The organism is Streptomyces sp. SirexAA-E (assembly GCF_000177195.2).
GTDB lineage: Bacteria > Actinomycetota > Actinomycetes > Streptomycetales > Streptomycetaceae > Streptomyces > Streptomyces flavovirens.
Genome location: NC_015953.1, coordinates 7,077,845 through 7,090,459 on the forward strand (window position 1 = coordinate 7,077,845; position 12,615 = coordinate 7,090,459).

Annotated in this window: 12 protein-coding genes; 8 read left to right on the forward strand and 4 right to left on the reverse strand. The window is 70.0% G+C overall.

All coding sequences use genetic code 11. The features are described 5' to 3' along the window. Positions 1 to 68: 68 nt before the first annotated feature. Together SACTE_RS30905 and SACTE_RS30910 are read left to right on the forward strand one after the other, a co-directional pair. Complete coding sequence (locus SACTE_RS30905) at positions 69 to 1,097, forward strand: LacI family DNA-binding transcriptional regulator (protein WP_014049952.1); 1,029 nt, start codon at positions 69 to 71, stop codon at positions 1,095 to 1,097. Between the two features lie 56 nt (positions 1,098 to 1,153). Then, on the forward strand, positions 1,154 to 1,483 hold the full coding sequence (locus SACTE_RS30910) for a hypothetical protein (protein WP_019993238.1): 330 nt from the start codon (positions 1,154 to 1,156) through the stop codon (positions 1,481 to 1,483). A gap of 103 nt (positions 1,484 to 1,586) precedes the next feature. Here SACTE_RS30910 and trxA read toward each other — a convergent pair whose 3' ends face one another. Next, positions 1,587 to 1,976 (reverse strand): thioredoxin, encoded by a 390-nt coding sequence (gene trxA, locus SACTE_RS30915; protein ID WP_014049954.1) that lies wholly within the window; start codon positions 1,974 to 1,976, stop codon positions 1,587 to 1,589. Between the two features lie 115 nt (positions 1,977 to 2,091). Between trxA and SACTE_RS30920 the strand changes: the two genes are divergently transcribed. Further along, the gene (locus SACTE_RS30920; protein WP_014049955.1) at positions 2,092 to 3,528 is read left to right on the forward strand and encodes an NAD(P)/FAD-dependent oxidoreductase; all 1,437 of its coding nucleotides are present in this window, start codon (positions 2,092 to 2,094) and stop codon (positions 3,526 to 3,528) included. A 148-nt stretch (positions 3,529 to 3,676) separates the two neighbouring features. On the opposite strand, the gene SACTE_RS30925 is transcribed toward SACTE_RS30920, so the two are convergent. Then, a complete protein-coding gene (locus SACTE_RS30925) occupies positions 3,677 to 4,504 on the reverse strand; it encodes an aldo/keto reductase (protein WP_014049956.1) in 828 nt (275 codons plus the stop codon). A gap of 82 nt (positions 4,505 to 4,586) precedes the next feature. Next, positions 4,587 to 6,002, reverse strand: coding sequence for an NAD-dependent succinate-semialdehyde dehydrogenase (locus SACTE_RS30930; protein WP_014049957.1), 1,416 nt, complete (start codon positions 6,000 to 6,002; stop codon positions 4,587 to 4,589). A gap of 357 nt (positions 6,003 to 6,359) precedes the next feature. Here SACTE_RS30930 and SACTE_RS30935 point away from each other — a divergent pair, with 357 nt between their 5' ends. The 3 genes from SACTE_RS30935 to SACTE_RS30945 all read left to right on the forward strand — a co-directional run bounded on the left by SACTE_RS30935 (position 6,360) and on the right by SACTE_RS30945 (position 8,921). Beyond that, entirely contained in the window at positions 6,360 to 6,716 is a 357-nt protein-coding gene (locus SACTE_RS30935) for a hypothetical protein (protein ID WP_014049958.1), read from the forward strand. A 112-nt stretch (positions 6,717 to 6,828) separates the two neighbouring features. Continuing rightward, positions 6,829 to 7,791 (forward strand): serine/threonine-protein kinase, encoded by a 963-nt coding sequence (locus SACTE_RS30940; RefSeq protein WP_014049959.1) that lies wholly within the window; start codon positions 6,829 to 6,831, stop codon positions 7,789 to 7,791. A gap of 212 nt (positions 7,792 to 8,003) precedes the next feature. Continuing rightward, the gene (locus tag SACTE_RS30945; protein WP_014049960.1) at positions 8,004 to 8,921 is read left to right on the forward strand and encodes a metallophosphoesterase; all 918 of its coding nucleotides are present in this window, start codon (positions 8,004 to 8,006) and stop codon (positions 8,919 to 8,921) included. A 64-nt stretch (positions 8,922 to 8,985) separates the two neighbouring features. Here SACTE_RS30945 and SACTE_RS30950 read toward each other — a convergent pair whose 3' ends face one another. Then, positions 8,986 to 9,363: a tetratricopeptide repeat protein gene (locus SACTE_RS30950; RefSeq protein WP_014049961.1), complete on the reverse strand. Its 378-nt coding sequence runs from the start codon at positions 9,361 to 9,363 to the stop codon at positions 8,986 to 8,988. A gap of 120 nt (positions 9,364 to 9,483) precedes the next feature. Here SACTE_RS30950 and SACTE_RS30955 point away from each other — a divergent pair, with 120 nt between their 5' ends. Both SACTE_RS30955 and SACTE_RS30960 read left to right on the forward strand, forming a co-directional pair. Continuing rightward, complete coding sequence (locus SACTE_RS30955) at positions 9,484 to 10,449, forward strand: pirin family protein (protein WP_014049962.1); 966 nt, start codon at positions 9,484 to 9,486, stop codon at positions 10,447 to 10,449. A gap of 631 nt (positions 10,450 to 11,080) precedes the next feature. Continuing rightward, on the forward strand, positions 11,081 to 12,601 hold the full coding sequence (locus SACTE_RS30960; RefSeq protein WP_014049963.1) for a sugar porter family MFS transporter: 1,521 nt from the start codon (positions 11,081 to 11,083) through the stop codon (positions 12,599 to 12,601). Positions 12,602 to 12,615: the final 14 nt, after the last annotated feature.

A 12,615-nucleotide genomic window follows, 5' to 3' on the forward strand; every position in this document is an offset into this window, starting at 1 on the left:
TCAGGGTGCGGAAGTGGTGGCCCCGGTCCGAGTGACCGCTCACCGGGTCTGGAAGACTGCCCGACGCCATGAGCCAGTTACCCGAGCAGTCCGCCCGTACCTCCGTCCCGACCAGCGCCGATGTGGCGCGGGCCGCCGGGGTGTCGCGGGCCACCGTGTCCTATGTACTGAACGACAACACCACCGTGCGGATCAGCGACGCGACCCGCCGACGGGTCAGGGAAGCCGCGTCCGGCCTCGGTTACGTCCCGCACGCGGCGGCCCGCAGCCTACGGGCCGGGCACAGCAGAATGGTGCTGCTGCCCGCCGTCCACCTTCCGGCCGTCCCCCTCCAGCAGCGCTTCCTCACGGATCTGCAGTCCGACCTGCGGCGGTTGGACTACACCGTCGTGCAGTACGGCAGCGCCGGTCTCGACGCCGACGAGGCCGTGCGGGCCTGGGCCGAACTCCGGCCCGTCGCCGTCGTCGCACCCGGTGGCGTGCGGCTCACCCCCCAGGGCATATCCGTGCTGACACGTTCCGGCGCCAAGGCGGTGATCACCCTCGGCCCGCAGCCCGTGGAGGGCGCCCATGCCCTGGTCCTGGACCAGCGGGGGGTCGGCGCCGGCGCCGTACGGCATCTGCTCGGCCGCGGCCGCCGGCGGATCGGGGTGGTCATGCCCCAGGAGGCCGGTCTCGCACTGTTCTCCGAGCCGCGTCTGGCGGGAGCGCTCCACGCGGCCGAGACGTCCGCCACGGGTGCCCGGATCCAGCCGCTGCCCCTGCGGTACGAGGAGTCCTCGGCCGCCGAACTCGCCGCGCGGTGGCGGGCCCTGGGACTGGACTCCGTCTTCGCCTACGACGACGAGTACGCGATGCTGCTGATGAGGGCCCTGCAGGACGCGGGCGTCGAGGTGCCCGCCGAGACGGCCGTCGTCGGAGCCGGGGACCTGCTGCTCGGCAGACTGCTCAGACCCCGGCTCAGCACCGTCAGGATGGAGCTGGCCACCGCGCAGCCACCGGCCGAGATGATCGACCGGCTGGTCAGGCACCCCGGCGGCGCGCCCGAGCGCCACGACCTGCTGCGGGCCGAGACCGTGGCGCGTGAGTCCAGCTGAACGGGCCGCCGCGTCACGACGTGCGCGGCCGACGGCGTATGTCTAGCGTCGGCACCATGAGCCATCCGCAGAGTTACGAGATCCTGCTGGTCCCGGAACACAAGGAGAACGCCACCGGGACACCCGAGCCCGGTACCGCCCTGCGCTCGGCGGTCGTCGCGGCCACCGGCGACACGGGGGCGTCGGGCTACCCGCGTTACACGGGCGAGGGCGTGGAGGCGGACATCGATCCGGCCACGCACACCGTGGAGGCGCTCCTGGTGGACGGCGTCGAGCTGGACTACGGCCTCACGGTCCGCATCGCGGAACACATCGGCGGGACGCGGGAAGAGCGCCGCGCCGCACAGGGGGACGCGGCGGCGGGTGAGCCGGGGCAGACCGGCTGACGCTCCCGCCGGGCAGGCCCGCGAAGACGGGCGCCCGGGCCGGGGACGGACGAGGGGCCGGGCCATGTGGCCCGGCCCCTGTCGCCGTACGGGTCCGGAGGACCTACGGGTTCTCCTGCTGGGACTGCTGGGCCTGCTGCTGTTCCTCGACGGACTTGCGTACCTCGTCCATGTCCAGCTTCCGCGCCTGCCCGATGACATCTTCGAGCGCCGCCTCCGGAAGCGCCCCGGGCTGCGAGAAGACCGCCACGTTGTCACGGACGATCATCAGCGTGGGAATGGAACGGATCTCGAAAGCGGCCGCCAGCTCCTGCTGCGCCTCCGTGTCCACCTTGGCGAAGACCAGGTCGGGATGGCGCTCGGACGCCGCGTCGTAGACCGGCGCGAACTGCCGACACGGACCGCACCAGGAAGCCCAGAAGTCGATCAGCAGAAAGTCGTTGTCCGTCACGACCTGATCGAAGTTTTCCTTGGTGAGCTCTACGGTGCTCATACGCTGATACCTCTTCCTGGGTCCGTTCGGACCTGTCCCGCACAACGGCGACGTCGCTTGCGCTATTCCGCCTGCCCATGTGGCCGCAGCGCACACTCACGATCACACTGGCCCCATGACTGACGCAGTGAAGAAGACCGAATACGACGTCGTGGTGATCGGTGCGGGGCCCGTCGGCGAGAACGTGGCGGACCGCACCAGGGCGGCCGGGCTGAGCACGGCCGTGGTGGAGTCCGAACTCGTCGGCGGGGAGTGCTCGTACTGGGCCTGTATGCCCAGCAAGGCGCTGCTGCGGCCGGTCGTGGCCCGCGCCGACGCCCGCAAGGTCCCCGGCCTGAGCGGCGCGGTGCGGGGCCCGCTCGACGCGGACGCCGTCCTCGCCTTCCGCGACGAGGAGACCTCCCACTGGAAGGACGACGGCCAGGTGTCCTGGCTGGACGGGATCGGTGCGGTCGTCCACCGCGGCAAGGGCCGGCTGACAGGGGTCAGGGAGGTCACCGTCACCGGCCCCGACGGCGAGGAGACGCTGCTCACCGCCCGGCACGCCGTCGCCGTGTGCACGGGCAGCAAAGCCGTCGTCCCCTCCCTGCCCGGCGTCGCCGACGTACGCCCCTGGACCAGCCGCGAGGCGACCGGCGCCAAGGAGGTGCCGGGCCGCCTCGTCGTCGTCGGCGGGGGAGTGGTCGGTGTGGAGATGGCCACCGCCTGGCAGGGGCTCGGCGCCCAGGTGACGATGCTGGTCCGCGGCAAGGGGCTGCTGCCCAAGATGGAACCGTTCGCCGGGGAACTGGTCGGCGAGGCGCTGACCGAGGCCGGCGCCCGGATCCTCACCGGGGTCTCGGCGGCCTCGGTGAGCCGGGCCGGACACGACGGACCCGTCACCGTGGAACTGGACGACGGCACCACCGTCGAGGCCGACGAGATCCTCTTCGCCACCGGTCGCGCGCCGCGCACCGACGACCTCGGCCTCGACACCGTGGGTGTCGAGCCCGGCTCGTGGCTGACCGTCGACGACAGCTGCCGGGTGGAGGGCAGCGACTGGCTGTACGCCGTCGGCGACGTCAACCACCGTGCCCTCCTCACACATCAGGGCAAGTACCAGGCCCGTATCGCGGGAGACGTGATCGCCGCCCGCGCACGGGGAACCCTGCCGGAGACCGACCGGTGGGGCGCGCACGCGGCCACCGCCGACCACGCCGCGGTCCCGCAGGTCGTCTTCACCGACCCGGAGGCCGCCTCGGTCGGCCTCACCCTGGCCGAGGCGGAGGAGGCGGGCCACCGGGTGCGGGCCGTCGACTACGACCTGGCCTCCGTCGCCGGCTCCGGGCTGTACGCCCAGGGGTACAAGGGACAGGCGCGGATGGTGGTGGACCTGGACCGCGAGGTGCTGCTCGGCGTGACGTTCGTGGGGCCGGGCATCGGTGAACTGCTGCACTCCGCCACGATCGCGGTCGCCGGTGAGGTCCCCGTCGAGCGGCTCTGGCACGCGGTTCCGTCGTACCCGACGATCAGCGAGGTCTGGTTGCGGCTGCTGGAGACCTACCGAGGCTGATCAGCCGCAGGAGCGCGGCCGGCACTCCAGTCGGCATCGTGCCCGCTGCCGGGTGCACCTGGGGCCGTTTCAGCCCCCGGCGCCACTGAGGGCCCGACCGGTTGGTCGGGCCCTCAGTGCGACGGACCGCTCGGCCGTCGCGGACCGCTCAGCCGTTGAAGCTGTCGGGGTCCAGCCCGGTCCGCTCGTCCCGGTTCAGCGCGGAGATCTCACCGATGTCGCCTTCGGTGAGTTCGAAGTCGAACAGGTCGAAGTTCTCCACGATGCGCTTCCGGGTCGCCGACTTGGGGAAGACGATGTCCCCGCGCTGGAGGTGCCAGCGCAGAGCGACCTGCGCCGTCGACTTGCCGACCCGCTCGGCGATCCTCGCGATCACCGGGTCGCCGAGGACCTTGCCCTGCGCGATGGGGGACCAGGCCTCCGTGGCGATGCCGTGCTCGGCCCCGAAGGACCGGACGGCGTCCTGGGTGAGGTAGGGGTGCACCTCGACCTGGTTGACGGCGGGCACCACCACGCTGCCCTCCAGCAGCCGACGCAGGTGATGCGGCTGGAAGTTGGACACCCCGATGGCCTTGACCCGGCCGGAACGGTAGATCTCCTCCAGGACGTTCCAGGTCTCCACGAAGTCCCCCTTGCCGGGCAGGGGCCAGTGGATGAGGAAGAGGTCCAGGTAGTCCAGGTCCAGCTCCTCCATGCTCCGGTCGAACGCCTTGAGTGCGTCGTCGCGCGCGTGGGCGTCGTTGTTCAGCTTGCTGGTCACGAAGACGTCGGTGCGGTCGAGCCCGGAGTCACGGACCGCCTGTCCGACCTCCTTCTCGTTGCCGTACATCTGCGCCGTGTCGATGTGGCGGTAGCCGGCCTCCAGGGCCGCCGAGGTCGTCTCGCGGGTCTGCTCCGGGGGGATCTGGAAGGTCCCGAAGCCGAGCTGGGGAATGCGCACGCCGTTGTTGAGGGTCACGTCCGGTACTGCGGGCACGGTGGCTCCTTGCTGGTGTCGGTTGTGTCGAGGGGCGGGGGCGTCGGCGCCGTCCGTGGCACGCGGCCCCCTGCGGGGCGGCTCAGCCCGCGATGCCGTGCAGCTCCGCGTCGGGCGGCAGGACGCGTACGAGCTTGCGGTTGACGAACTCCCGCATGCCGAGCTTCGAGAGCTCACGCCCGTAGCCGGAGCGCTTGATCCCGCCGAACGGCAGGTCGGCCTGCGTCGAGGTCGGGTGGTTGATCCAGATCATGCCGGTCTCGACCCGCTCGGCGACCCGGCGGGCGCGTTCCACGTCCGAGCAGAAGACGGAGCCGCCGAGGCCGTACTGACTGTCGTTGGCGAGGGCGATCGCCTCGTCCTCGTCGGCCACCCGGTAGATCACCGCCGCGGGCCCGAAGAGTTCCTCCGCGTAGGCACGCATTCCGGGCTTGACGCCGGTGAGGATGGTCGGTTCGACGAAGGCGCCCGGGCGGTCGATCCGGTTGCCTCCGATGACGAGCTCGGCCCCTTGGTCGACCGTCTCGCGGATCTGGTCGGCCAGGTCCGCCGCCGCCTGCTCGGAGGAGAGGGGCCCCAGGGTGGTCGCCTCGTCCGACGGGTCGCCCGGCTCCAGCGCCTCGAACGCGCGGCGCATCCCGGCGACGAAGTCGTCGTAGACGTCCTCCAGCACGATGAACCGCTTCGACGCGACGCAGCTCTGCCCGGTGTTCGCCATCCGGCCGGCCACGGCGGCGCCGACCGTACGCTCCAGCCCCTCGCCGTCCAGGACGATGAAGACGTCGCTGCCGCCCAGCTCCAGGAGGCTCGGCTTCATGTTGCGCCCGGCCCGTTCGGCGACCTGGGCGCCCGCCCGCTCGCTGCCCGTCAGCGAGGCGCCCCGTACGACGGGGCTGTCGATGATGCGCGAGACCTCGTCGTGGCTCACGAACAGGTTCGTGTACACGCCCTCGGGCGCTCCCGCGTCCCGGAACAGCGTCTCCAGGGCGAGCGCCGACTGCGGACAGATCCCGGCGTGCTTGACGAGGACGGTGTTGCCCATGACCACGTTCGGGCCCGCGAAGCGCACCACCTGGTAGTACGGGAAGTTCCACGGCATGACGCCGAGCAGCACGCCCAGCGGCTCGCTGACGAGGTAGGCCTCTCCCTCCTCGACATCGAGGGGCTCGTCGGCGGCGAAGGCGGGGCCGTGTTCGGCGTAGTACGAGAGGATCGAGGCCGCGAGATCCACCTCACCGCGGGCCTCGGAGATCAGCTTGCCCATCTCCTGCGTGAGGAGCTGGGCCAGTGGCTCCCTGCGCTCCCTCATCAGCTCGGCGGCGCGTCCGAGCACCGCGGCCCGTTCCCCGATCGGCCGCTTTCGCCACGCGTCGAACGCGTGACCTGCGGTTTCAAGGACGGAGTCGACCTCCTCGCCTTCGATCTGCGGAAACTCCGCGAGGGTGTCCCCGGTGTACGGGCTGACGGTGGCGAACGAACTCTTGCGCTGAGCCGACATGGAATCTCCAGTGCGACGGGTGAGGGCATGGCGGAATGCTTCGTTCCGCTCCTCCCTGCGTGGTACCCGGCATGAAGAGCTGAAAACAGTATGAGTGCATACAAAAGGGCTTTTTCGGTCCCACGGAAAGGCGGGGCCATGTGCGGGGAGGGTGGAACCGCGACCCGGTTCCTCCGCTCCTGCCCCGCCGCCCTGATCTGAAGGATCCGGATTCGGACTCCGCGCGGACCCGTCGCGCCGGTCCACGCCTCTCGTCCGCGGACTCCTGCGGGCGCGCTGCTTTCGTTCCGTCTTCCCGGGGCATACGGACGGTCCCGGCCCCTGTACCGGAAGCCGAGAGCACGGAGGACTAAGAACATGGATGCGACATGGATCTGGCAAGGCCCGGCGTCCGAGCTGGGCACGGACGTGATCGATTACAGCGTGGAGGCGGAGGACGGAAGCCTCGGCTCCGTCGTCAGGCTGTCGCAGACACCGGGCTTCGACCATCTGGTGGTCGACGCGGGTGTGTGGAAGTTCGGCCGCAGCGTGGTCGTACCCGCGGGGCTGGTGACCGCTGTCGACCATGCCGCCCGGACCGTCAAGGTCAGGTGCACCAAGGACGAGATCAAGGGGGCGCCGCGGTTCGAGCGTGACCACGACACGAGCGACCTCTTCTACCTGAGCAGACTGGGCGCGTACTACGAGTCGCTCATGGCCGCGCCTTCGGAGTGAGAGCGAAGCCCCCGGGCCGCGGCCGTGAGCGTCTCCGCGGCGCCCCGGCGGGCGCGGACGCACGGACGGCCGCACGGGCCGGGTCAGTGACCGCTGAGCACAGGAGGTGCACATGAAGGTCCCGCAGTGGTCGGCCAGACCACCGACGCGACCGGAGTTCCGGCTGACCACCCGTGTGCTCGCGGACCGCTACCGGCTCGGTGACCTGCTGGGACGCGGAGGCGCGGCCGACGTGTACGAGGGGCTCGACCTGCGGATGCGGCGACCGGTGGCGATCAAGGTCGTCCGCCCGGAGAGCGGTCTTCGCACCGAGGAACGGTTCCACGACGAAGGCCGCCTGCTGGCACAGCTCCAACATCCCGGGCTGGTCGCCGTGTACGACTCCGGCGAGGAGGACGGGTGCCCCTACCTGGTGATGCAGCTGATCAGGGGAGCGACCCTACGACGCCGGATCGCGGCGGCCCGTATGACACCGGCCGAGGTCGGCCGGGCCGGGTCCGCGCTGGCCTCGGCCCTGGCGCATGTGCACGCGGCCGGAGTCGTACACCGTGATGTGAAACCGTCGAACATACTCATGGACGAGACGGGGCGTCCGCACCTGACCGACTTCGGGATCTCCAAGCTGCTCGACGCAGCCGCACGCACCGCCACCGGCCCGCTGGTGGGCACCGCCGCGTACCTGGCACCGGAGCAGGTGCGGGGCAGGGGAGCGGGGCCGGCCTCGGACGTCTACAGCCTCGGTCTGGTGCTGATCGAGTCCCTCAAGGGGGAGATGGAATACGGGGGAGCGCCGCTGGAGTCCGCCATAGCGCGGCTGCACCGCCCTCCGGCCATACCGGCCCACCTCTCGCCGGGCCTGGCCGAGTTGCTGCACGCCATGACCGACCCGGACGAGCACAGCCGTCCGGACGCCCCGCACTGCTTCCGGATGCTGGCCGCCGTGGCGGAGGAGGGGCACGCCGGACCCGTTCCGGAGACTGCCACCGACCGGACCGGTACCCCGGGGGCGGCCCGGCGCGCCGGTCGGGCACTGCTGACGGCGCTGCGGCGCCGGCCGTGCCCCGAGCCTCGCTGACCGCCTCCCGGGGCAGTGCCCCGCCCCGAACCGCCTCGACCGGACCTCCCCGCCCGGACGGCGTCGCCCGACCGACCGACCGGCACCGGATCCCCGAGGCACCGGGGGCCGCCGGCCCGACCGGCCGGGAGGCTCCGTCGGCAGAGAGGCGACAGCCCGGCGGAGCTGAGGGGAACCGCCTGGCAGGGGGACGGGACGGGTAGATTCGGCCCATGAGCCCGCCGAGCCCACCGAGCCCGCCCGCACCTCGACCGCGCGTCGACGGGGGACGGCTCCTCGCCGTGAGCGACCTCCACGTCGGAATCGCCGACAACCGCCCCGTCGCCGACCGGCTGCGCCCGACGTCCGACGCGGACTGGCTCATCGTGGCGGGCGACGTGGCGGAGCAGGCCGACGAGGTCGCGCGTGCGCTGGAGGTGCTGGCCGGACGGTTCGCCCACGTGGTGTGGACACCCGGCAACCACGAACTGTGGACCGTGGACAAGGACCCCGTACGGCTACGCGGACAGGCACGCTACGAACACCTCGTCCGGATCTGCCGTGAAATCGGCGTGACGAGCCCCGAGGATCCGTACCCCCGGTGGGAGGGGACGGACGGTCCCGTGGCGATCGCCCCGGTGTTCCTCCTGTACGACTACACGTTCAGAGTGCCGGGCACGTCCACCAAGGAGGAATCCCTGGAGCGTGCGCACGAGGCCGGTGTCGTCTGCACCGACGAGTACCTGCTGCACTCCGACCCGTACCCGTCCCGGGACGCCTGGTGCCGGGCGCGGGTGGCACTCACCGAACGGCGGCTGGCCGCCCACGACGCCGACGTCCCGCTGGTGATCGCGGGCCACTGGCCGCTGGTCCGCGAGCCCACTTCCGTGATGTGGTACCCGGAGTTCGCACAGTGGTGCGGCACCGAACTCACCGCGGACTGGCACCGGCGCTTCAACGTCGCCGCAGTCGTCTACGGCCATCTCCACATCCCCCGCACCACGTGGTACGACGGGGTGCGGTTCGAGGAGGTGTCCATCGGCTATCCGCGTGAGTGGCGGAAGAGAGGGCATCCGCGCGGACTTCTGCGGCAGATCCTCCCGTACGACGGCACGGCGGAGGCACCCGCCGTGCCGGACGGTTCGGAATGACCGGACGGGCCGCTTTCCCGTACGCGTGGGGACTTTCGATGAGGCCCCAGGCCCGACACACGTCCTAGGGTCGCAACGCGCCCTGAGGTCTACGCTCCGGCGGCTCGAACTCCCCGGCCAGCGCGGCGGCCAGGCGCAGGTGGGTGGCCGCCTCGGTCTGCCGGCCCTGGCGCTCCAGGGTGCGGCCGAGCATGAGGCGCGCGTAGTGCTCGACCGGGTCGCGCTCCAGCACCTCGCGCAGTTCGTCCTCCGCCTTGGTGAGCCGCGCGGCGTGGTAGTAGGCGCGCGCCAGCAGCAGTCGCGGGGCGACCTGCTCGGGCATCTCCTCGACGAGCCCGCCGAGGATCCGCGCGGCGGTCACGTACTCCTTCGCTTCGAAGAACAGCTTCGCCCGGTCCCAGCGGTCGGCGGGCGTACCGAACTCGTAGTAGGTCTCGTCCACTTCTCCTCCTTGACCGGAACGGCTCACGACGGTGCAACACCGTGCAGTAGTTTAACATTCCACTAAATTATCGGCGTGGAGACGGGCGCTCCGTCGCCGCGCGGGAATAGGTTGAGCGCCATGAGCAATCTCGATCGCCAGGCCACACCCACCGTCTGCGGAGGGCGGGGTTTCGTCGTCGCCGAACCGGTGCGGGAGCTTCTCTCCCCGCGCCGCGTGCAACTCGGTGAGTCGACGGAGGTCCGCCGGCTGCTGCCCAACCTGGGCCGTCGCATGGTCGGGGCCTGGGCCTTCGTCGACCACTACGGACCCGACGACATCGCCGACGAGCCCGGGATGCAGGTCCCCCCGCACCCTCATATGGGACTGCAGACGGTCAGCTGGCTGCACGAGGGCGAGGTCCTGCACCGCGACAGCCTGGGCAGCCTACGGACGATCCGGCCGAGGGAGCTGGGGCTGATGACGTCGGGCAGGGCCATCAGTCACTCCGAGGAGAGCCCGAAAGCGCACGCCGCATTCCTGCACGGCGCCCAGCTCTGGGTCGCCCTGCCCGACGCCCACCGGAACGTGGAACCGCATTTCCAGCACCACGCCGACCTGCCCACCGTCACGGCACCGGGCCTCACCGCGACCGTGATCCTGGGCGAACTGGACGGTGCCAGGTCACCCGGCACGGCGTACACCCCGATCGTCGGGGCGGACCTCTCCCTCGCCCAGGGCGCCGACGCCCGGCTGCCCCTCGACCCCGACTTCGAGTACGCGGTGCTGTCGATGTCCGGGGAGGTGGAGGTCGACGGTGTGCCGGTACTGCCGGGCTCGATGCTCTATCTCGGCTGCGGCCGGACCGAACTTCCCCTGCGGGCGGCGTCGGACGCGGGGTTGATGCTCCTGGGCGGCGAGCCGTTCGAGGAGGAGATCGTCATGTGGTGGAACTTCGTCGGACGGTCTCACGAGGAGATCGCACAGGCGCGTGCGGACTGGATGACCAGCGCCCGGTTCGGCGAAGTGGAGGGCTATGACGGAGGCCGGCTGTCCGCTCCCCACCTCCCGCCGGTGGCGCTGAAGCCACGAGGAAGGGTGCGTTGACCTGCAATGATCTGAATGTGGGCGGTGCGCTCCTGGTCACGGCAGCCGAGTCCTGCGGGTAGAAGCGAAATCGGTCCTTCCTCACGAGGGAGGCTCCCGTTTCATGTGCCCGGCATTCCACAGGTGGCTGACTGTGGTGAGCCGGTCAGCGCGATGGAGCCGTGCCCCCCGATGGCGGCCGCTCGGCGGTCTTCGTCGGGCCCCGCGTGCTCAACTCCACGCTGGGCGCGGCCGTTTCTCCGACCGCGCTCACGGGCGGCGATAGCTACAGCGGCATCCTCGACGTGGCCCGAGACCTGGCACGACCAGCCGCTACGCACCAGCGGTGTTCGCGCGCCCTGCCGCATGCCTCGGGGATACCGCAGCGGATGACCGGTCAGCCTTTCCCGCGCGATGACGTCAGAAAACGAAAATCCCGCACTGTCGCAAAGCTGCGCATATACATGGCACGTCATTGACGTAGCAAACGACTCCGCCTGTCTCACGCGTCGACAAGGCCCGATACGAATACCCCAGCAACCATCCATCGGTCAGCTGTCCAACTCGCCGAGGAACCTCGATGTGACCAGCTGCGCTGCTCGCTATCGTTTCATCCGTCGTCACTTCGCTCAGTCCACGGTGAGGAGCACGTATGCCCGAACGAGGCGGTCAGCCCGAGGATTCCGGGGACGGAGCATTCGACGATGAGCCAGAGCTGTCGCCGGAGGAGCAGAAGCTTCGGGGAATTCCTTCCGAGACTTCCAATTCCTCGACGCGGAACATCTATTATGTGGCCTTCGTGTCCGCGCTGGGCGGACTGCTGTACGGCTATGACACCGGAATCATCTCCGGCACCTTGGACCAGATTGCCCAGGACTTCGGGATCACGAAATCCTACGAGCTGTTCGGCAACAGCATCCCCAGGAACAGCATCGAGCAGATGATCACCTCCTCGATCCTGCTCGGCGCCCTGATCGGCGCGCTCACGGCGGGACCCTTCACGGTGCGGTTCGGGCGGCGGAGCACGATCGTCACGGTCGCTGTGATTTTCGCCGTAGGGGTGATTCTGGCCGGTCTGTCTCCCGAACCTCTCACGCTGATCGGCAGCCGACTGTTCCTGGGGTTGGCGGTGGGCGGCAGCACCCAGGCCATCCCGACCTACATCGCCGAGCTGTCCCCACCGGACCGTCGCGGTGGTTTCGTCACGTTCTTCAACGTCGCGATCGGCATCGGCATTCTGAGCGCGGCACTGGTGAACATGGCGTTCAGTGACGTCGCCTGGCACTGGAAGATCATGGTCGCCGTGGTCCCCGCGGTGATCCTGGTCATCGGGATCCTCCTGCTGCCGGAGAGCCCACGTTGGCTGGTGCACCGCAACTACATCAACCCCGCGCGGAGGGTGCTGCGGTGGGTCAGGCCCGACGGACGGACCGCTGACCGAGAGGTGCGGGACATCCAGGACGTCATGCGTCGTGAGAGCGAGGCGGAGGAGGGGCCGTGGCGGGCCTTGGGCGAGAAGTGGCTGCGTCCGGCACTGACTGCGGGAATCGCGGTGGCGATCTTCACTCAGCTCACAGGACTTGAAATGATGATCTACTACACGCCGATCATCCTGACCGACGTGGGATTCCCGTCGACGTTCTCGCTGCAGGCCAATGTCTATGTCGGCGTCGTCTACGTGGTGATGACCCTGGTCGGCAAGCTGCTGGTTGACCGGATCGGCCGCCGACGCCTGATGCTGACCATGCTGCCCGGCTCGGCGATCTCGATCGCGCTGTTCGGTCTGCTGTTCATCGTCTCTGACGATCAGCCCGACCCGGGGCTCGCACTGGCCATGCTGCTGGCGTTCATGTTCTTCCAGACCGGGGGCATCCAGGTCGTCGGCTGGCTGATCGGGTCGGAGGTGTACCCGCTGAAGATCCGCCCCGCGGCCACCGGCCTGCACGCAGCCGCACTGTGGGGATCGAACCTGCTCGTCACCTCCACCGCACTCACCCTCGTCAGCACGCTCAGCCTGGGCGGAGCGATGTTGGTGTACGCCATGGTGAACGTCATCGCCTGGATCGTCATCTTCTTCCGCGTGCCAGAGACCAAGGGGCGTTCCCTGGAGGCCATCGAGCAGAGCCTGAGGCGCGGCACCTTTTTGCCCAAGCCGGCAGGGAACAGGTCATGAGATCGACGGAGCCG

Coding starts and splice junctions, on each gene's coding strand:
- SACTE_RS30905 (WP_014049952.1), top strand. CDS start 69: ATGAGCCAGTTACCCGAGCAGTCCGCCCGTACCTCCGTCCCGACCAGC.
- SACTE_RS30910 (WP_019993238.1), top strand. CDS start 1,154: ATGAGCCATCCGCAGAGTTACGAGATCCTGCTGGTCCCGGAACACAAG.
- trxA (WP_014049954.1), bottom strand. CDS start 1,976: ATGAGCACCGTAGAGCTCACCAAGGAAAACTTCGATCAGGTCGTGACG.
- SACTE_RS30920 (WP_014049955.1), top strand. CDS start 2,092: ATGACTGACGCAGTGAAGAAGACCGAATACGACGTCGTGGTGATCGGT.
- SACTE_RS30930 (WP_014049957.1), bottom strand. CDS start 6,002: ATGTCGGCTCAGCGCAAGAGTTCGTTCGCCACCGTCAGCCCGTACACC.
- SACTE_RS30935 (WP_014049958.1), top strand. CDS start 6,360: ATGGATGCGACATGGATCTGGCAAGGCCCGGCGTCCGAGCTGGGCACG.
- SACTE_RS30940 (WP_014049959.1), top strand. CDS start 6,829: ATGAAGGTCCCGCAGTGGTCGGCCAGACCACCGACGCGACCGGAGTTC.
- SACTE_RS30945 (WP_014049960.1), top strand. CDS start 8,004: ATGAGCCCGCCGAGCCCACCGAGCCCGCCCGCACCTCGACCGCGCGTC.
- SACTE_RS30955 (WP_014049962.1), top strand. CDS start 9,484: ATGAGCAATCTCGATCGCCAGGCCACACCCACCGTCTGCGGAGGGCGG.
- SACTE_RS30960 (WP_014049963.1), top strand. CDS start 11,081: ATGCCCGAACGAGGCGGTCAGCCCGAGGATTCCGGGGACGGAGCATTC.